General features: G+C 65.8%; 17 protein-coding genes. 11 read left to right on the forward strand and 6 right to left on the reverse strand.

Features of this window, described 5'->3' with window-relative positions; translation table 11 throughout:
* Positions 1-711 (reverse strand): FHA domain-containing protein, encoded by a 711-nt coding sequence (locus ACQP0C_RS17995; protein ID WP_433734033.1) that lies wholly within the window; start codon positions 709-711, stop codon positions 1-3.
* Between ACQP0C_RS17995 and ACQP0C_RS18000 the strand changes: the two genes are divergently transcribed.
* Entirely contained in the window at positions 622-816 is a 195-nt protein-coding gene (locus ACQP0C_RS18000; RefSeq protein WP_433734842.1) for a hypothetical protein, read from the forward strand. The two genes, ACQP0C_RS17995 and ACQP0C_RS18000, sit on opposite strands and share 90 nt — an antisense overlap.
* Before the next feature lie 87 nt (positions 817-903).
* On the opposite strand, the gene ACQP0C_RS18005 is transcribed toward ACQP0C_RS18000, so the two are convergent.
* The 3 genes from ACQP0C_RS18005 to ACQP0C_RS18015 form a co-directional block, all read right to left on the reverse strand.
* Positions 904-3504 (reverse strand): LuxR C-terminal-related transcriptional regulator, encoded by a 2601-nt coding sequence (locus ACQP0C_RS18005; protein ID WP_433734034.1) that lies wholly within the window; start codon positions 3502-3504, stop codon positions 904-906.
* Between the two features lie 122 nt (positions 3505-3626).
* The gene (locus ACQP0C_RS18010) at positions 3627-4748 is read right to left on the reverse strand and encodes a catalase family protein (protein ID WP_433734035.1); all 1122 of its coding nucleotides are present in this window, start codon (positions 4746-4748) and stop codon (positions 3627-3629) included.
* The gene (locus ACQP0C_RS18015) at positions 4745-6586 is read right to left on the reverse strand and encodes a peroxidase family protein (RefSeq protein ID WP_433734581.1); all 1842 of its coding nucleotides are present in this window, start codon (positions 6584-6586) and stop codon (positions 4745-4747) included. The genes ACQP0C_RS18010 and ACQP0C_RS18015 overlap by 4 nt, the downstream gene beginning before the upstream one ends.
* A 427-nt stretch (positions 6587-7013) precedes the next feature.
* Between ACQP0C_RS18015 and ACQP0C_RS18020 the strand changes: the two genes are divergently transcribed.
* On the forward strand, positions 7014-7763 hold the full coding sequence (locus ACQP0C_RS18020) for a hypothetical protein (RefSeq protein WP_433734036.1): 750 nt from the start codon (positions 7014-7016) through the stop codon (positions 7761-7763).
* Positions 7764-8667: 904 nt separating this feature from the next.
* Here ACQP0C_RS18020 and ACQP0C_RS18025 read toward each other — a convergent pair.
* Both ACQP0C_RS18025 and ACQP0C_RS18030 read right to left on the reverse strand, forming a co-directional pair.
* Positions 8668-8829, reverse strand: a complete 162-nt coding sequence (locus tag ACQP0C_RS18025) for a hypothetical protein (protein WP_433734037.1) — start codon at positions 8827-8829, stop codon at positions 8668-8670.
* Between the two features lie 185 nt (positions 8830-9014).
* Positions 9015-9584 (reverse strand): hypothetical protein, encoded by a 570-nt coding sequence (locus tag ACQP0C_RS18030; RefSeq protein ID WP_433734038.1) that lies wholly within the window; start codon positions 9582-9584, stop codon positions 9015-9017.
* A gap of 540 nt (positions 9585-10124) precedes the next feature.
* Here ACQP0C_RS18030 and ACQP0C_RS18035 point away from each other — a divergent pair.
* From ACQP0C_RS18035 to ACQP0C_RS18075, 9 genes are all read left to right on the forward strand, one after another.
* Positions 10125-10682 carry a TetR/AcrR family transcriptional regulator gene (locus ACQP0C_RS18035; RefSeq protein WP_433734039.1) on the forward strand — a complete coding sequence of 186 codons (558 nt, stop codon included), beginning with the start codon at positions 10125-10127 and terminating at the stop codon, positions 10680-10682.
* A 367-nt stretch (positions 10683-11049) separates the two neighbouring features.
* On the forward strand, positions 11050-12267 hold the full coding sequence (locus ACQP0C_RS18040) for an acetyl-CoA C-acetyltransferase (RefSeq protein WP_433734582.1): 1218 nt from the start codon (positions 11050-11052) through the stop codon (positions 12265-12267).
* 28 nt (positions 12268-12295) lie between these two features.
* Positions 12296-13048, forward strand: a complete 753-nt coding sequence (locus ACQP0C_RS18045) for an SDR family oxidoreductase (protein WP_433734040.1) — start codon at positions 12296-12298, stop codon at positions 13046-13048.
* A 10-nt stretch (positions 13049-13058) separates the two neighbouring features.
* Positions 13059-14048 (forward strand): NADPH:quinone oxidoreductase family protein, encoded by a 990-nt coding sequence (locus ACQP0C_RS18050; RefSeq protein ID WP_433734583.1) that lies wholly within the window; start codon positions 13059-13061, stop codon positions 14046-14048.
* Positions 14049-14070: 22 nt separating this feature from the next.
* On the forward strand, positions 14071-14832 hold the full coding sequence (gene fabG / locus ACQP0C_RS18055) for a 3-oxoacyl-ACP reductase FabG (protein WP_433734041.1): 762 nt from the start codon (positions 14071-14073) through the stop codon (positions 14830-14832).
* 36 nt (positions 14833-14868) lie between these two features.
* Complete coding sequence (locus ACQP0C_RS18060; RefSeq protein ID WP_433734042.1) at positions 14869-15321, forward strand: MaoC family dehydratase; 453 nt, start codon at positions 14869-14871, stop codon at positions 15319-15321.
* A complete protein-coding gene (locus tag ACQP0C_RS18065) occupies positions 15321-16358 on the forward strand; it encodes a phosphotransferase family protein (protein ID WP_433734043.1) in 1038 nt (345 codons plus the stop codon). The genes ACQP0C_RS18060 and ACQP0C_RS18065 overlap by 1 nt, the downstream gene beginning before the upstream one ends.
* Positions 16355-17542, forward strand: coding sequence for an acyl-CoA dehydrogenase family protein (locus ACQP0C_RS18070; RefSeq protein WP_433734044.1), 1188 nt, complete (start codon positions 16355-16357; stop codon positions 17540-17542). Before ACQP0C_RS18065 ends, ACQP0C_RS18070 begins: the two co-directional genes overlap by 4 nt.
* Positions 17539-18648: an acyl-CoA dehydrogenase family protein gene (locus ACQP0C_RS18075; RefSeq protein WP_433734045.1), complete on the forward strand. Its 1110-nt coding sequence runs from the start codon at positions 17539-17541 to the stop codon at positions 18646-18648. Before ACQP0C_RS18070 ends, ACQP0C_RS18075 begins: the two co-directional genes overlap by 4 nt.
* Positions 18649-18684: the final 36 nt, after the last annotated feature.

Genomic DNA, 18684 nt, shown 5'->3' on the forward strand with positions numbered 1-18684 from the left:
TTATCTGATGAACGGCGAGTTCCACGCGTGCCGCGGGTCCGTATCAACCTTGCGCGCACGGGCGGCCGCGACGATCCACATGATCAGCCCGACGAAGAGCATGATGTTGCCGACGAACCCGATCATGAAGCAGATCAACCCGGCAGGGATGCCGAGGCTCGTATCGGGACCGAAGATCGGAAAGTCGGCAGGCTGCGTTCCGGTCCGAAACGAAGAGTTCCCCTCGCCCATCGCCTTCACGAGAAAGTAGGCGAATCCGAGCCCGCCGCCGACTGTCAGGAACAGGCCGATCCAGAACACGAACCGCGCTTTTGTCCGAGATGCCGCGGCCTCGCGCAGGAAGCTCTCGCGTTGTTGGATGTAGCTGTTGAACTGGTCGCGTCCGACATTGTTGATCTGGCGCGCGGACTGGCGGTCGATGTCGTAAGTGACGGGGCTCGGTCGATTCCGGTCGATGGTGTCGCGCGAGAGCATTACGGTGCGCGGTCCTGATGTCTGCTCGAAACGCGCGTCGATATTGCCGAAGGTGACGATGTCGCCGTCGCGGAGCGGTCTGGCGCCCCTGATCGTTTCGCCGCCGATCCGGGTCCCGTTCGAGGAGCCGAGATCCTCCACAGTGACGTGACCACTGACGTTGTCGATTGCGGCGTGCATGGTGCTGAGGTGCTGATCATCGAGACGCAGATGAGCACGCGAGCCGCGGCCGAGCAACTGCCGCCCGGAACCCAGTCGCAGTACCGTACCCGCCAATTCCGGCGGGCGGAGGATAACCAACCGCTCCACATCCATAATTTTCTCGAGGACGAATACATCTGAAATGAGTATTCGACTACCTGACTGCAATTCGATTCGGACCAGTCGCGTGTTTCGAGGAGATGAGCCCCGGAATCGCTGGCAGGGCGGCTATCGTTTGACGTCGCCCCAGATCAGTTTGGCGAGTTGTTCGCGGTCGGTGGCGTCGAGTTTGGTACAGGCCCGGTAGATGTGGCCCTCGACGGTGCGGACCGATACATACAGCCGCTCGGCGATCTCACGGTTGGACAGTCCGCGCGCGATGAGGGCGGTGATCTCACGTTCGCGTTCGGTGATCGGCAAGGGGTGGGCAGCGGAGGCGAGGGCGGGCGTGGTCGCCCCGTCGCATCGCGCCGCGAGGTCCAGGGAGCGGGCCGCGGCTTGTGCGCTGAGTCGGCGTTGTCCCGCGCGATCGTGAATCGGTACCGCTTGCGCGGCGGCGTCTGCGGCCGCCAGTAGTAGTCCGGCGTTTTCGAACTCGACACTGACTGTGCACAGCGCGTGCGTATCGGAGTGTTCGAAGGCGGCGGCATGGCGTGCGTAGATCGCTACTACGGGCCCTTGGACACGTCCGGCGAGTGATGCCAGCCGTGGCGCAAGGGTGCGGTCGCCGAATCGGGTGGCGTGGTGCAGGGCTTCGGCTTCCAGCGCGTACTGGCCCGCGGTGTGAGCGATGTCGGCGGCCGTGCGAGCCAGTTCGACCGCGGAATGCTGACTGCCGGACCCGGCCGCCAGCCATGCGCGGGCGATCATGCGTTGCGGCTCGTGCAAGGCCATGTGTGGTCCGGTATGTTCCTCGGCGTCTCCGATGACCCGCTCGGCTTGTCGGACATCGCCGAGCGCCGCGTAGGCGCGGGCCAAGAGCAGGCGTGCCGGCAGTTTCCACGGTAGTGAGGTTTCTGCGTTGAGTGCCGCCAGTGCCTGTTCGAAGGCGGTGATCGCCTCCCGGAAGCGGCCGCGGTAGGTGGCGACGACACCACCGGCGATTTTGGCGATAGCCCAGCCGAGAAACTGTGCGGAGGAGGAGAACTCGCAATATTCGTTGGCCCGCTGCTCGGCGAGGTCGAGTTCGCCGATGGTGGTCAGTGCCAGCACGTCGCCATAGCGCACCATGACCTGGATCATGCCGTCGGTGGTCTTCTGCTGGGCCCGGCTCCGGGCCGCGATCGGCGCGAAGTCGGCGCCGCGCCCGGCGACCGGCATCGCCAGGCCGAGGGCGAACGCCGCCCAGTCGATGGCTTGTTTCGGCGAGTTCGGGTCATCGAGCACACATTCGGCGGCGTCGATACCGGCAGCGATCTTGTTCTCGTGTACCGCCATGGCCGCGTTCGCGCCATCGACGATCAGGTGCAGCGCGGGATGTTCGACGCGGTCGCCGAGCAGGTCCAGTATTTCGTGGCCGCGTTCGACATCACCCAGGCACCAGAACAGCAGGCTGGCGCGCGGAACACCCCATTGGACGAGTTGAAGTTGGTCGAGTTGATCGGGATCGAAGTCTGCGAGGATCTTGTCGGCTTCGAGCGGTCGGCCCTGCCACAGCAGGGCCCGCGAGAGCAGTTCGGCTGCGGGCAGCCCGCCGCCGCGGTCACAGGCGGCGCGCGCGAGGCGTTCACCGAGCGGCAGGTTGGACAGGGCGACAGCGTCTTTGGCGGCGGTGACCAACAGATCGTTATCGATGGCCTGGCTACTGTCGACGCACAGTTGCGCCAATCGGATCCGGTGAGCGGCGGTGCTGAGATCCTGTTCGCGCAGTATCTCGACGATGCGGCCCCGCCGCTTGCGGGCAGCGGCCGTGCCGATCCGTCGGCGCACTACCTCGCCGAGCAGTGGGTGGCTGAACCGGACACTGAGGCACCAGCCGTCGCGGCTGGTGCGGATCAGGCCGGCGATCTCGGCGGCATCGACGGCGTCCTCGCCGACGAGGTCGGTGAGGACGTCGATGTCGAGTGGTTCGTAGAGGGCCAGCATCTTCAGCGCGTCCAGGACCGGCTCGCTCACCCGGTCGAGCCGCCCGTCGAGCAGCGAGACCATCCCGGACGGCACCGCGGTCGGTCCTCGCAGCTGCCAGACCCCGTTGACTTCCGTCAGGGTGCCTGCCTCGACGGCACCTTCGACCATGTTGCGCAGGAACAGGGGGTTTCCGCCTGAGGATTCCCACATGACATCGGCGCTGAGGCCTTCGAGGGTGCCGCTGAGGACGGTCTCGACGAGGGCGACGCACTGTTGTTTGGTCAGCGGCTCCAGTTCGATACGTTCGAGGTAGCCGTCCTTCCATAAGCAGGTGACCGCATCGGGGACGGGTTCACCGGTACGCACGGTGGCCACGATGTGGGCACTGTGGTCGACGGCGATCTGGTGCAGCAGGGTCGCGGAGAGTTTGTCGAGCAAGTACGCGTCGTCGACCCCGATCACGGTGTCTTGCTGGGCGAGAAGGTTTTCCCGGGCCGAGCCCAGTAGCGCGATGGGGTCGCGAGATGCCGACGGCGCGACCCACGGCGCGAATACCCCCAGGGGAATGGACTGAGACGACTCGGTACAAGCCGCCCACCGCACGGGAGAACCCAGCGCCGAGGTCACGAGCCGAGCGAGCGTGGTCTTACCGACCCCGGCGGCGCCGACGAGTACGACACCGCCGACATCACCGCTCGTCAACGCTGTACGAACCGCCTCGAATTCGATGGGGCGATCGAGCAGCTGCCAGCGGTCCCCCATGAGCAATAAGTGTAGATCTGGTCCGCCGATGCCGCGATGAGTTTTCGCTGGCGAGCGCCCCGGGTCGGCGCGGGCCCGGTCTCGCGCGGATGACCGGTGCGGGTGTACGGGCGGCGAGGTGGTCATTGTGGAAGCTGGTCGGGCGTGGGTTCGAGGCGGGGGGCGTTGTTGACATTGTGGCGGTAGTTGCTGGATGCCTCGTACACGCGTTGTTTGAGCCGGTTGATCGATCCCAGCGGCCGGTGGGCGGCGAGGCCGCGCCAGGAGTTGAACGACAGTACGTCGTCGCCGAACGCGCGTCGTTGCGGGGTGTAGGGGTCTTGGATGTCGAAGTGGATGGTTGCGACGGTCCGGTGTGGTGACTCGGTTTCGGGCCAGGGGACGGTCGCGTCCTCGATCGGCATGGTGTCCGGGTCGGTGCACAGCTGCGCGCGAAGCTCGTATTCGGCGCTGTGGGAGGCGAAGAAGTCGACGATCATGTCCTGGTGGGCGTTGATGCCCGCGTCGCGGCCCACCAGTTGACCGTGCAATGCGCTGGCTTCCGGTGAGACCGGGGTGTAGAGGAGTTTGGCGATGTAGTCGCCGTAGCGCAGGGGCGCCGAGGTGTAGAAGGTTTCGCCCAGGATGTGGGTGTTGGGTCGCACGAACACGTTCAGGTTGGGCGGCAGGGGACGTCCGATACGCCGCAACACGTGCTCGTCGAGCACGGAAAGGATCGTGCTGCCCGTCCTCAGGACAGGGTCGGGCAGGCGGGCCAGCACCCAAGCGGTGGGCATTCCCCGGGTGCGGTAGGCGTGGGCGTCGGCGAAGAGGAATTCACGGTGGGTGACCATGATGAAGTCCTGCGTGGTCGCCTCGTCGCCCGGCAGCGCGCGTGGCCCGTCCACATCGAGCACCTTGATTCCCAGGCCCCGCACGCCGCGGAGCTGGTCGCTGCGGATCACGCCGGAGGTACTGGACAGCCGGGCGACGACGGGATACGTGGCGGGGGTGGCGAACAGGCCCTGGGCCAGTTCGGGTGGCAGGTCGGGGTGGACGGTGAGTTCGCCGCGCAGGATGCCGTGGCTCTTGGCGTGCGCGTCGCGCAGGCCGTGCTTGTATTTGCGATAGGCGCGTTCGTTGTTGCTGCGCAGCACCGTGACGATCTTGTCTATATCTCGTTCTTCGTCGGGGCGCGGTTTTTCGAGGTCGTCTCGGTAGCGAAGGTAGGTGCGGGTGGTCGTGTGCGGTGCCACGTCGGTCATCGCGATCGTTTCCTTTCCTGCTCTCGCGGCACGGCGACGCTGTGCCACGGAGCGAACGGGTTGCTGACACCGTCGAGAGCGGGCGCCAAAGTGGGGAAGTGACGCAGCAGGACGCTGCGCATGGTGTTGTCGCGTACCCACGCCATACCGGCCTCGGTGTAGACCTCGGGCCGGAAATCGGTGGTGAAGAACCGGTCAGCCGACAGCCGTCGCGAGGCCATCAGCACGAATACCCGGAATGCGGTGTCGCTGAAGCCGAATCCAGGTGGTTTGGGCTCGGCGTAGAGCCCGACCATGAGGTCGACACGTTCCACATCGCCATAGACCCGCTCGAGTTCACCCGCCCACACCGGGTTGTCGGTCAATTCCTCGAACGAGGCGGCGGGTGGCAGGCGCAGGTGGCGGCGGAACTCGTTGTAGCGCGGCACTCCCCGTTCACGGGCCCGCAGGATGTCCACGGTCGCGAGGTCCATCAGTGGGTGGCCGGGGCGAGCAAGTTTCTGTAGGTGGACCGGATAGTTGTGCAGGGTCAGCGCACCGGGGTGGGCGCGGCCGAACGAGTAGAACAATGCGTCCATGGATGTCTCGTCGAGGCGCTCGCGGATGTGGGCGACCAATAGATCGGGGAGGGGGTGCTCGGCGAGGACACTGTCATCGGTCAGGCTGCGGACCACGAAGTTGTCGGGGATGAGGGGATGCATCCGGTACACGGCGACGAATTCCTCGGTCAGCGAGTACGGGACCCCGTGGTCGTCGACGGCGGATCCGGGTATGCCGCACAGCACTTCGTTGCTGCTGAGCCGACCGAACCTGCGAGCGATCCGCTCACCGAGGACGCCGAACCAGTTGGCGCGCATGGCAGCAACGGTGGTGGGGTGGGCGATGATGGCCGGTGTCCAGTCGATGGTGTGGATCTTGGCGATCAATGCCGAGTTGACCAGCCGTGCGGTGTCGTAGAGTTGCTGGTCGTTCATGTCCGGGTAGCGGCGGGCAAGGCGCTCGCAGATCGCGTTGTGTTCGCGCATGAACAGCGAATGCAGCAATGCGAGTCCGACCCAGGCATTGGCCGCCACACCGGACAGATCCAGTAGGCCCTCGACATCCAGCGGCGGTAGTCCCAGTTTGTCGACCTGGAGTCGCCCGTTCTCGCCGGTCCGTAGCGCTGCGGCGAATTTGGGTGTGCTGCCATAGATTTGGGAGGCATCCCACCAATGGGTGTCTTCGGTCGTGTAGGTCGGTGGGCCGCCGGGGTCGGGGCTGGGGACTGTGGGGGTGCGCGGAATCGTCATGCACGGCGCCGGCCACGGATCCTGATCGCGCAGCGGAACCGTCCAGGGCTCGGTGTCGGCTTCGCCGTGGCTGACCCAATCGTGGACCTCGAATTGAATCCAGGCCGCGGCCAATAGATTCAAGGTGGTCGCCGGCTGGAATCGGTCGCGGGTCAACAGATCCTGACTGATGAGCCTCGGGTTGGGTTCCAGTAGCCGGTCGGAATCTTCCGGGTGGGTGTATTTCAGCGGGAAGTTGCGCCCGAACCGGCAGCCGACCGAACCCACACGGGGCTCGTCGAGATTGTCGTAGGTCCCGTCGACGGTTCGTGCCCGCAGGTGTTCGCCGACGGCAGAGTCAGCGGGCAGCGGCCCGGCCGGATGGGCACCGGTGTCGAAGAGATTCTCCGACCGCAGCCGACTGCGCAGGCCGACAAGGACGGCCAACCCCACCGGGGTGGGCAACCTGAACCAGCCGACGCCGCGGTCGAGCGCCTCGGCAACCGCCACCAACAAGCGGGCGACAAGCGACCGGCGACGGGCCGACCGAGGCGTCGGCGGAGCGGTCATCGGCGGCGGGATCTTCGACTTTGGCCTGACCATCGAGAACCTCCCAGGTGACTGGCGCGATTTGCGACGCGCCCAAGATCGAATCGAATGCCCAGTCTCCGGGGGCGAGAAGACACCCGTCACGGGTAGTGGACTACTCCAAACACCGATCGCCGCACCAGAAGTGCCGGTCCTCGGGGATCGAGAACCTTATTCCGTAGCGACGATCTCCCCGCACGGACGCGCCGCTCGAGAGCGAGCAATCCGGGCTGTTGCTCCCCGTTTTGCTGTGACGCCGTCGACGTAAGGCGGCGGCGGGTATCGACGCCGAGCAAACGGGTAGCGCGGTACGCGCGCCGGTCCGCCGGGGGTTGGGTGACGCTGTCTTCGGTAGTGCTGCCCGAGAGCGGGGCGGCACCCGCAAGCAAGCAACAGGAAGGGCGTCCAGGTGATCACTCCGATCGAAATCAAGGTCGACCTCGACGGGGACGTCGCGGACGCACTGACCCGGCTGGGGTGTACCGACCGTGCGGCGATCGACCGTCGCATCTGGTTCGCCGAGCCCCGCCCCGCCGGTCCCGACCCGGCGCCGACATTGCTGTCGAGCCGGATCGCGATCCGGCTACGCAGCGGCGAGAACGACGACATCACCGTCAAACTGCGCCCCTGCCTGCAATCGCAACTGGTCGGCAGATGGCGAACCCCCTTCACCAACGATGCCCTGCGGTACCGCATCGAAGAGGACTGGAACTCGGACCGCCGGGCGCTGTCGGCCTCTGCTGTCAGTCAGCGACCGGCCGGATCCCTGCACGACGCCACGATGCTCGGCGCCGACGTCACCACCGTCCTGGACACGTCCCAGCGCCAGTTCCTGGTGAGCTGCACACCACCGGGCGTAGCGGTTGACCGCCTCACGGCCATGGGCCCCATCTCGTCGACGAAGTGGACGCAGGTGCGCGTAGGAGATCTGAAGGTCGATGCCGAACGCTGGCGGATCGCCGGCCTCGATCTGCTCGAGCTGTCACTGCGAGTCACTCCCGAACACAGTGAGTCACACGCCGAGTTACGAAACCGCGCCATCGACCGACAACGCAGATTCGAGACCGCAGTACGTCGACATGGTCTGCACATCGGGTCCGGCGAAACCAAGACCCAACAGGTGCTCGCCGTGTTGAGAGCGCGATCGATCGGCCGGTGATCGCTTCGCCGACGAACCGCGGCGCGAGCAACCTTCGACACGCACGGCCCGCCGCCGCGCATGAGCCGACCACCCCTCGGCGCATTTCGTCGAATTCCCGATCCGAATTCGGGTAGAAATCGCCGGTTCATCCGGCACCGCGACAACGGTTTCGCTGTATTTTGCCGCCATGATCGTGAACGGCGTGAACAACAGGCGAATCGAGTAGCAGAATACGCTAGCTCGGTATCCATCCTCAGCGGACGATGGCTATGCGGGAGAACAGAATTCATACGCTCGTAAGGAGGCGATCATGGTGCAAACACCAGCAATCCATGTCGGTCCAGATACGCGGGCCAAGTCACGAGCAGAGGCTTTCCGGGACGCGTTGGCGGACGTCAGCGGACCTTCCGACAGCACTTGCGCGCGATACCGAAGGAATGGATGCAAGGCGACCCGACGGCAAACGGGCATTTTCTGGGAATTCGATGTGGCATTCCCATACCGCGTCGACTGTTCAGTGAGGAACGGTTGGCGCGCGGTCAGCGCGGCGAGCAGGGCGTGGGGCTGTTCGAATGCGCTCCCGGGCTGGACCCTGCCCGATTCAGCCGGCTCAGCACAGTGTTCGCCTTCGACCATCGCGGTCGATTGGTCGATCGCGGACACGCACGCACACCGCCGTCGGAGATGAACCGGACATCCATGTCGGCCTCCGGACGCGAGCAACCTCTCCTGCGTGATAGCACCAGAGCCGTGCCGACGGGGTGATTCGTCGAACCCGGGCGAGCGTTGAATGCTGAAGGCTGCGGACACAACTCGCGTTCTGCACCGTCGGCGGGCCCGAACGACCTGCTCCGATATTTCGCGGATCCACCCATCGACGGGCTGCTGGCGTGCGGGCGTGAACGGCCGTGCTGGGCGGGCGCTACTTTTGCCGTCCGGTTCGGGCCGCGAGAAAGATCGCGGCGGTGATCAGCACGATGATGGTCAGCAGGATCGCGGTGCCGATGGCGACCGCGGTGGTGCTGTAGGTGGGTAGATCCACCGATTGGATGGCCCAAACTTCGGGTCGGCTGATGGCGTTCATGGCCAGCCCCTCGGTAGTGGTGTTCGGGCATGTGGTCCCGCCATATGCCTTCCTGTGCTTTCAGCGTAGATCGCTGGTTACCCCTGGTTGCAGTCAAGATTTCGTGAAGAAACAGGACGAATATCGACGTCGTTTTGCCGTGCGAGGATGCGTGGGCCTGATCGTGGTTCGTGCGCGCAAGAAGGTCAACAGAGCTTTGGATCTGCCAGTAGAACCACGCGGTCGGCTCCGGGGTCGAAGCCGAGCACCGGGTGACCGTGGTCGCCTTCCGCGGTCATGGACACCGACTTGCCCAGGCGACGACCGATCGCGCACAGCAGGCCACACAGGATGTCCACTCCCACCTGACCTTGCAGCTCACGGAGGTCGACATCGAAATCGATCTCCGCGGCGGACATCGGACGAAAGATCGCCCGCACTTCCGGGACAGGCCGGACACACAGCGAAACCGTCTCCGCATCGGCAGGGCGCGCCAGAACCTCCGCAGCAGCGGGCAGCGGCCGCGTGTTGCCGCCTTCCGAGTACTCCCATGTCCAACCACTCGATCGGACCAGGTCGAACACTGCCTGCCAGTCCTCAACCGAAGTGCCCGACACCCACACATCCGGCAGAGCACCCATTAGGTCGGGGTCGAAGAAGTTCTTGACGTCATTCCACAGCAGATCCGGCACCCCGTCATACTGCCCGCCCGGCTCATCCGAACGCAGCCCGATTTCGTCGCCCCACGCGAGGCACGTGCCGCCGACGCCCGACACGCAGTGACATCAATCTTCGCCGTCACAGTCACATCGCGCCACCAGCCACGGCTGAACAGAGTTTCCGGACGCTCACTCAGGGCCGAGCTGCGCCACCGCGAACTGATTCACCATTGTGGCAGCGGGTGATCGCGACGGTCGGCGCCAGCAGCGGTACTCGATCTCTCTGTGTGACAACGGATTCGGCGAGGTGACTTCCGAATGCCGTGCTGCGGTGCGCAAGTTCGCCGTGGGCGAGGGTGTCGTCCCCGCTGTGCAGCACCAGGGCGTTCGGATGCGTGCTACCGAAACGGTCGGCCTTTGAGGGGTTGTCCATGGCGGTCCGCTGCTCGATCCAGGGCTATCAGCGCAGGTAGACGAGCGAAGTACGGTCTGCGGGACGAACTCCTGCGGCACCGGCGGTGATACGGTGACAAAATCGATAACCTGTCCTGATGAGCGAGTGAGTGATCAGCGTTGGCGTCCGAACCCGTTGTGAGCGAGGCCGAGCCTCGTCGAGTTCCCCCGCGTACGAGGCGCGGCGAGCGCACGCGCACCGCATTGATTACCGCGGCACGTGAGATTTTCGAGCGCGACGGGTACCTCGACGCCAAGATCGCCGATATCTCCAAGGCTGCGGGCACTGCCTCCGGCTCCTTCTACACCTACTTCGACAGCAAGGAAGAGGTCTTCGCCGCGGTAGTCGATCAGGTGCGGGAGGAGATGCTGCACCCGCATGTCCGGGAGCGCACCGGCGTCACCGATGCTCGAGATCTCATCGAGGCGGCCAATCGTGAATACCTGCTCTCCTACAAGCGAAATGCGCGCCTGATGGCCGTGTTCGAGGAGGTCGCCCTCATCAACGAGGACTTCCGCCGCTTGCGCATCGAACGGAGCAAGGCATTCGTGCAGCGAAATGCCAAGATGATCCGTGAGTTGCAGGAATCCGGCCAGGCCAGGGCGGAGCTCGATCCCATGATCGCCGCGCAGGCGCTCTCGGTGATGGTCAGCCGCATGGCCTACATGGTCTTCGTGCAGCATCAGCGCATCGCGTTCGAGAAGCTGGTCCACACCCTGACCCAGCTCTGGGTCGATGGCCTGCAGTTGAAGTCCGACTGAGTCGTCCTCCATCCGTGCTAGCTGTGCTCGGTCGAATGGCGCTGTTGCAGCCCGTGAAGTAGTGGACGAGGCGGTTCCGCGCGCACGCGCCGCAGTGATCGCCGCTGCGCGCGCTGTGTTCGAACGGTGCGGACCCCACCCCTCCGGGCGAGTGCCCCCGGATCGAGTCCCTCGGCGCAAGCGGAATCTGAACTCGAGTTCAAGATTGCTTTCAATTCCACGGCTCGAGCTGCGCTTTTGTGATGAATGTGCCACATATCACACTAAAAACCCCGGCTTGACGGTATTGACCGGACGGGGTGCGTCGAGCATGGTGTGGGAAGAAAATAAGCGCTTAGTAAGTTCAGTTCTGGGAGGTTGGGCCCCCATGCCCGAAGCCGTCATCGTTTCCGTCGCTCGATCGCCTATCGGGCGTGCCGTCAAGGGTTCGCTCAAAGACATGCGACCCGACGATCTGGCCACACAGATCGTGCGAGCCGCGCTGGACAAGGTACCCGCGCTCGATCCGACCGAGATCGACGATCTGATATTGGGCTGCGGTCAGCCCGCCGGGGAATCCGGATTCAATCTCGGCCGCGTCGTCGCCGTACTCGCCGGGCTCGATCAGGTGCCCGGAGTGACCGTCAACCGCTACTGCTCCTCGAGTCTGCAGACGACCCGTATGGCGCTGCACGCGATTCGGGCGGGGGAAGGCGACGTGTTCATCTCGGCCGGGGTGGAGACGGTGAGCCGCTACGGCATGGGCAACGCCGATGGCCTGCCCGGCACCCAGAACCCGCGCTTCGACGACGCGGTCGAACGAACCGCGAAATTCAGTGCGGGAGGCCAGATTTGGGCTGATCCACGGCAGAATGGTCAGCTGCCCGACGTCTATATCGCGATGGGGCAGACCGCTGAGAACGTGGCTCAGCTCGAAGGGGTGACCCGCGTGGAACAGGACGCCTTCGGGGTGCGAAGTCAGAACCTCGCCGAGATCGCCCTGACGAACGGCTTCTGGCAGCGCGACATCACGCCGATCACCCTGCCCGACGGTACCGTCGTATCCGCCGACGACGGCCCGCGTGCCGGTGTCACGCTCGACGCGGTCGCCGCGCTGAAACCGGTATTCCGGCCCGATGGCACGGTCACGGCGGCCAATTGCTGCCCCCTCAACGACGGGGCCGCCGCCGTCGTGATCATGTCCGATACCAAGGCCGCCGAGCTCGGCTTGACTCCACTCGCCCGCATCGTCGCCACCGGTGTCAGTGCGCTCTCGCCCGAGATCATGGGTCTGGGCCCGGTCGAGGCGTCGCGGCGGGCACTGGCCCGCGCGGGCATGACGATCGGTGACGTCGACTTGGTCGAAATCAACGAAGCCTTTGCGGCGCAGGTCATTCCGTCCGCCCGTGCGCTCGGGGTCGACCTCGACAAGCTCAATGTGAATGGCGGCGCTATCGCCGTGGGTCATCCCTTCGGCATGACCGGTGCGCGGATCACCAGCACTCTCATCAATTCACTGCAATTCCATGACAAGCAGATCGGCCTGGAAACGATGTGCGTCGGCGGCGGCCAGGGCATGGCCATGGTGCTCGAACGGCTGTCGTGACCGCAGCAACAACCGAAGGGACTTCTCTGTGAACAGATTCGAAGGCAAGACCGCCATTGTCACCGGTGCCAGTCGCGGTATCGGGCTGGGTATCGCGCAGCGTCTGGTGGATGAGGGCGCGAAGGTCGTGATCACCGCCCGCAAGCAGGAGGCGCTCGACGAGGCCGTGCGGGTGCTGGGCGGGCCGGAGCGGGCGCTGGCCGTGGCCGGTCGCTCCGATGATCTCGCGCATCAGGCCGAGACGGTCAAGCGGGCGATCGACACCTTCGGCAGCGCCGATCTGCTGGTCAACAACACCGGCATCAACCCGGTCTTCGGTCCGATGGTCGAGCTCGACCTGGACGCGGCCCGCAAGATCGTCGAGGTGAACTGCCTGGCCGCACTGTCGTGGGTGCAGCAGACCTATCAGGCGTGGATGAAGGAGCACGGCGGCGCGGTCGTGAACGTCTCCTCGGTCGCGGGCATCAAACCCGCGCCGGGCATCGGCTTCTACGGATCCAGCAAGGCGATGCTGACCCACATCACCCAGGAACTCGCGGTCGAGCTCGGACCGAACCTGCGGGTGAACGCCGTCGCGCCGGCCGTGGTGAAGACGAAATTCGCCAGTGCCCTCTATGAAGGCCACGAGGAGCAGCTCGCGGCCACCTACCCGCTCAAGCGGCTCGGTGTGCCCGAGGACATCGGCAGCGTGGTCGCCTTCCTGCTCTCCGAGGACGCCGCCTGGCTCACCGGGCAACTGCTGGTCGTGGACGGTGGCATCACCCTGACCGGCGGTGTGTGAGATGACCGAGATGAAGGCATGGCGCGTACACGAACTCGGTGAGCCGGGGCAGGTATTGCGGCTCGACACCGTGGCGCGCCCGGAACCTGGTCCACGGCAGCTGGTCGTCCGCGTGACCGGTGCGGCGGCGAACTTCCCCGATGTCCTGATGTGCCGTGGCCTGTACCAGGTGAAGCCGTCGCTGCCGTTCACGCCGGGTGTGGAGCTGTGCGGTGAGGTCGTGGCTGTCGGCGACGACGTCGATGGAATCGCGATCGGTGATCGTGTGATCGGCGGAACCTCGTTGCCCTACGGTGGATTCGCCGAGTACGCCCTGATGGAGGCGGCGCAAACCTTCCCCGCGCCACCGGCTTTGGACGATGCCGAAGCGGCAGCGCTCTACATCGGTTACCAGACCGGATGGTTCGGCTTGCATCGCCGCGCCGCACTGCAGGCGGGGGAGACCCTGCTGGTGCACGCGGCCGCCGGTGGCGTCGGTAGCGCCGCCATCCAACTCGGCAAGGCCGCCGGGGCACGAGTGATCGGCGTCGTCGGCGGTGCTGAGAAGGCCGAGTACGCAAGGCAACTCGGTGCCGACGTCGTCATCGACCGCAGGACAGCCGATTTCGTCGAGGTCGTCAAGCAGGTCACGGACAATCGTGGGGCCGATGTCATCTACGACCCTGTGGGTGGCGAGGTCTACGCGCGCTCGACCAAGTGCATCGCCTTCGAAGGCCGCATCCTGGTGGTGGGCTTCGCGGGCGGCGAAATCCAAAGCGCCGCACTGAACCATGCGCTGGTGAAGAACTACTCGATCGTCGGCCTGCACTGGGGTCTCTACAACACGCACGACCCGGACGCCGTCGCCGAATGCCACCGCGCCCTGACCCGCCTCGCCGCCGAGGGCGCGATACGCCCGTTGGTCAGCGAGCGACTTGCCCTTGCGGACATCGCCGATGGCGTGCAGCGCCTGGCCGACGGCAAGACCGTCGGGCGCGTGGTCTACACGCCGTCGTCCTAACCACACCACACAGGAGAACATGATGAGCAACGAAACACAGCGGGTAGCGGTCATCACCGGCGCGGCCCGGGGCATCGGAGCCGCGGTCGCGCTGCGGCTCGCGGCGGACGGAATGGCCGTCGCCGTAGTGGATTTGGACGAGTCCGCGTGCAAGCCGGTCGTCGCGGAGATCGAGGCCGCCGGTGGTCGGGCGCTCGCGGTCGGCGCGGACGTGTCCGATGAGAATGCCGTCACCGAAGCCGTGGAGCGGGTGGTGGCCGAACTCGGCGCGCCCACCGTGCTCGTCAACAATGCGGGCATTCTGCGGGACAACCTGCTGTTCAAGATGAGTGTCGACGACTGGGACGCGGTGATGGGAGTGCACCTGCGCGGTGCGTTCCTGTGCTCGAAGGCGGTGCAGCGCCACATGATCGATCAAGGCTTCGGCCGGATCGTCAGCCTGTCGAGCACCTCGGCGCTGGGCAATCGCGGCCAGGCCAACTACGCGGCGGCGAAGGCCGGACTCCAGGGCTTCACCAAGACGCTGGCCTTCGAGCTCGGCAAGTTCGGTGTCACCGCCAATGCCGTCGCGCCCGGATTCATCGAGACCGATATGACCCGGGCCACGGCCGAGCGCATGGGCGTCGACTTCGAGGACTTCAAGAAGGCTGTGATCTCGCAGATCCCGGTGGCGCGGGCCGGAAACCCCGAGGATATCGCGCACACCGTGTCGTTCCTGGTGAGCGAGGGCGCGGGATTCGTTTCGGGACAGGTCATCTACGTGGCCGGCGGGCCGAAGAACTAGCCGCCCAACGATATCGGAACAAGGGGATCGCACACGATGAAGATTTTCCAGGGCCTGCCCGAACTGGAGAAGGCCGTCGGCACCCATCTCGGATACAGCGACTGGCACACGGTGACCCAAGACCAGATCGACCGCTTCGCCGACGCCACCGGTGATCACCAGTGGATCCATGTCGACCCGCAGAAGGCGGCAGCTGGTCCGTTCGGGACCACCGTGGCGCACGGTTTTCTCACCTTGTCGCTGCTGCCGATGCTGACCGCGGGTGTCTACACCGTCGAGGGCCTATCGATGGGAGTCAACTACGGGGCCAACAAGGTTCGGTTCCCCGCTCCGGTCCCTGTGGGCTCGCGGGTCCGGGCCGGTGTGGAGCTGGTCTCGCTCGCACCCGCGAGCATGGGATTCCAAGCAGTCAGCCGCGTGACCGTCGAGATCGAGGGTGCTGCCAAACCGGCGTGCGTGGCCGAGTCCATCGCGCTGCTGGTGCCGTGATGGGCGACTCGGACGTCAGGGAGTTGCCGGGACTGGATCTGGATCGCCTGGCCGCCTGGCTTGCCGCCACCCGGGCGGATTTCGTCACGGGCCCATTGACCGGCCGGCTGATCGCCGGTGGCAGATCCAATCTGACCTACCTGATCGGCGACGGCAGCTCGGAATGGATCCTGCGCCGCCCACCGCTGGGCCACGTGCTGGCGACCGCGCACGACATGGGCCGGGAATACCGGGTGATGAGTGCGCTGGCCGGCACCGACGTCCCGGTGCCGCGGACCTACGTGCACTGCGCGGATGACGACGTCCTCGGCGCACCGTTCTATCTCATGGAAAACGTTGCGGGGACGCCTTATCGGGCGGCTGCCGAACTCGTGGCCGTCGGTCCCGAACGGACTCGCGTCATTTCGGCCGGGATGGTCGACGCGCTGGCCGCGCTGCACTCCGTCGACCCCGTATCGGTGGGGCTCGGCGACTTCGGCCGTGCGACCGGATTTCTGGAGCGGCAGGTACATCGCTGGAAAAAGCAGCTCGACGCCTCCTACTCCCGGGACCTGCCCGGTGCGGATGAGCTCTACGCGCTGCTCGCCGAGCGACAGCCCGAACAATCGCCGGACGGCATCGTGCACGGAGACTACCGGCTCGACAACATCCTGGTCGATGCACAGGATCGCGTTGCCGGCGTCATCGACTGGGAGATGGCCACTTTGGGTGACCCCCTCACCGATGTGGCCTTGTTGCTGCTGTATCAGCGGCTGGGCGAATTGGGCCTGCCCGGCGTCAGTGACGCATCCGGTGCGCCCGGGTTCCTCAGTGAAACCGAGATCCTCGACCGCTACGCCGAACGCAGCGGCCGCGACCTTGCGCATCTCGGGTTCTACCTCGGGCTGGCGGCATTCAAACTCGGCGCCATCCTCGAGGGCATCCACTACCGCTATCTGCACGGCCAGACCGTGGGCTCCGGCTTCGACAAGATAGGGGATGCGGTCGAACCCCTCCTGCGCGCCGGAATCACCTCAGTGAAGGAGGAGAACCGATGACCGACTCGGTTCGCGACGACCTGCGAGGACGGGTGGAAACCCTGGTCGCCGAATATGATCCGACCACCACCGACGCGGTGACCTTCCATCGCGCCCGCTTCGACGCCGGACTGGCCTGGGTGTACTTCCCGATCGGTCTGGGCGGTCGCGGGGTCGACCGGGAACTTCAGCCGTTCGTCGACGAGCTGTTCGAAAAGGCCGGAGCCCCGGGCAACAACGCCGAAGTCAACGGCATCGGCCTCGGCATGGCGGCACCGACGATCCTGGCCTACGGCACGGCCGAGCAGCAGCGGCGATTCCTACGCCCGCTGTGGACCGGCGAAGAGATCTGGTGCCAGCTGTTCAGCGAGCCGGGGGCCGGATCGGATCTGGCGGCGGTCGGCACCCGGGCCGTGCGCGACGGCGAGGACTGGATTGTCAACGGGCAGAAGGTGTGGACCTCGGTCGCGCACAAGGCACAGTTGGCGATCCTGGTGGCCCGCACCGATCCGAGTCGCCCCAAGCATTCCGGACTGACCTACTTCATCTGCGATATGACGGACCCGGGTGTCGAGGTGCGGCCGCTGCGCCAGATCACCGGCGAAGCGGAGTTCAACGAGGTCTTTCTGACCGATGTGCGCATCCCCGACGCCCACCGCCTTGGCAAGGAGGGGGAGGGCTGGCGCGTTGCCACCACGACGCTCAACAATGAGCGGGTCTCGATCGGCGGGCGAGCCGTCCCGCGCGAAAGCGGCGTCCTGGGAGCCGTGGCCAGCACCTGGCGCAGCAACCCGGACAACCACACCCCCGAACTGCACGATCGGCTGCTGCGACTCTGGGTGGAGGCCGAAGCCGGACGCCTGGCCGCCACCAGGTTGCGCCAGCAGGTCTCCGGTGGGCAGCCGGGACCCGAAAGTTCTGCGCTCAAGCTGTCTTTCGCCCGTTCCAATCAGCAGCTGTCCGGTCTCGAACTGGAGATCCTCGGTGAGGGCGGTCTGCGCTACGACGACTGGACCATGAAGCGGACCGAGCGGGTCGACTTCGCCGGGCGCAGCGCCGGCTACCGCTATCTGCGCGCCAAAGGCAATTCGATCGAGGGCGGAACCTCGGAAATCCTGCGGAACATCGTCGCCGAGCGGGTCCTCGGCCTGCCGGTGGAACCGCGCGCGGACAAGGATATCGCCTGGAAGGACTTGGCCCGATGAGTGAGGACATCCTCCTGCTCGACACCGACACCGAGATCGCGCTGCGTCGGACCGTACGCGATCTGCTCGAGGCCAACTGCGGTCCGGGTATGGTGGCGCGCGTCTATGACGGCGACCGCACACTCACCACGCGATTGTGGAAGGCCCTGGCCAGCGATCTCGAACTCGCCGGACTGCTCGTGCCCGAAGAGCGCGGCGGCGCCGGGGGTTGTGCCCGTGACGCCGCGGTCGTGCTCGAAGAACTCGGGCGGTTCGTCGCGCCCGTTCCCTTTCTCACCAGCAGTGTCATCGCTGCGACGGTGCTGCTCGCCGGTGATTCCCAGCTGGTCGGTCAGCTCGCGGCGGGGGAGGTGACCGCAGCGCTGCTCGCACCGTTCACGGCCGCCTCGGCGAACGGAGTTCCTTCCTTCTGGAAGGACGCGGACGGGCGGTTGTCGGGTCGCGTGTCCAGCGTCGCGGGCGTCCTCGACGCCGATGTGCTGCTGGCCGCGGTCGAAACCGATACCGGCACAGAGATTCACGCGATTTCCGCGGCCGCGGCGACGGTCACGCCGGTGATATCGCTGGACATGACCCGCCAGCTCGCCGATATCGTCGTCGAATCCGTACCTGGCCGGATTGTCGTCCCGGCGAGCTCAGGGGTCGCAGCCCTGCAGGCAGGCTTGACGATCGGCGCGGCACTGTTGGCGTCGGAACAAGCGGGCGTCGCCGCGTGGTGTCTGGAGACGGCGGTCGACTATCTGAAGCTGCGGCGCCAGTTCGGCCGTGTCGTAGGCGGCTTCCAGGCGCTCAAGCATCGACTGGCCGACCTCTACGTCGAGGTCGAGACCGCGGCGGCCACCGCACGGTATGCGGCGGGAGCCATCGCGGCCGCCGATCCCGACGTGGGCATCGGTACCGCGGTCGCGGCGGCCTACTGCGCGGATGTCGCGGTGCAGGCCGCCGAGGAGGCCGTCCAACTCCATGGCGGCATCGGCATGACCTGGGAGTATCCGGTGCACCTGTATCTCAAGCGCGCCAAGGCGGATCAACTGGGCCTCGACAGTCCCGGCCGGCACCGGTCGGCGCTCGCCGAACTCATCGATCTTCGGCTGGGCGGCAACTGAATTCATCCGACATCTACCCAATTTCCGAGGAGGACC

The organism is Nocardia sp. CA-129566, assembly GCF_050956075.1.
In the GTDB taxonomy this organism is placed as follows: Bacteria; Actinomycetota; Actinomycetes; order Mycobacteriales; family Mycobacteriaceae; genus Nocardia.

Excerpts from the sequence above, each read along its gene's own strand:
- ACQP0C_RS18005 (WP_433734034.1), bottom strand. The coding sequence starts at position 3,504 with ATGGGGGACCGCTGGCAGCTGCTCGATCGCCCCATCGAATTCGAGGCG.
- ACQP0C_RS18010 (WP_433734035.1), bottom strand. The coding sequence starts at position 4,748 with ATGACCGACGTGGCACCGCACACGACCACCCGCACCTACCTTCGCTAC.
- ACQP0C_RS18015 (WP_433734581.1), bottom strand. The coding sequence starts at position 6,586 with ATGACCGCTCCGCCGACGCCTCGGTCGGCCCGTCGCCGGTCGCTTGTC.
- ACQP0C_RS18025 (WP_433734037.1), bottom strand. The coding sequence starts at position 8,829 with ATGAACGCCATCAGCCGACCCGAAGTTTGGGCCATCCAATCGGTGGAT.
- ACQP0C_RS18040 (WP_433734582.1), top strand. The coding sequence starts at position 11,050 with ATGCCCGAAGCCGTCATCGTTTCCGTCGCTCGATCGCCTATCGGGCGT.
- ACQP0C_RS18050 (WP_433734583.1), top strand. The coding sequence starts at position 13,059 with ATGAAGGCATGGCGCGTACACGAACTCGGTGAGCCGGGGCAGGTATTG.
- fabG (WP_433734041.1), top strand. The coding sequence starts at position 14,071 with ATGAGCAACGAAACACAGCGGGTAGCGGTCATCACCGGCGCGGCCCGG.
- ACQP0C_RS18060 (WP_433734042.1), top strand. The coding sequence starts at position 14,869 with ATGAAGATTTTCCAGGGCCTGCCCGAACTGGAGAAGGCCGTCGGCACC.
- ACQP0C_RS18065 (WP_433734043.1), top strand. The coding sequence starts at position 15,321 with ATGGGCGACTCGGACGTCAGGGAGTTGCCGGGACTGGATCTGGATCGC.
- ACQP0C_RS18070 (WP_433734044.1), top strand. The coding sequence starts at position 16,355 with ATGACCGACTCGGTTCGCGACGACCTGCGAGGACGGGTGGAAACCCTG.
- ACQP0C_RS18075 (WP_433734045.1), top strand. The coding sequence starts at position 17,539 with ATGAGTGAGGACATCCTCCTGCTCGACACCGACACCGAGATCGCGCTG.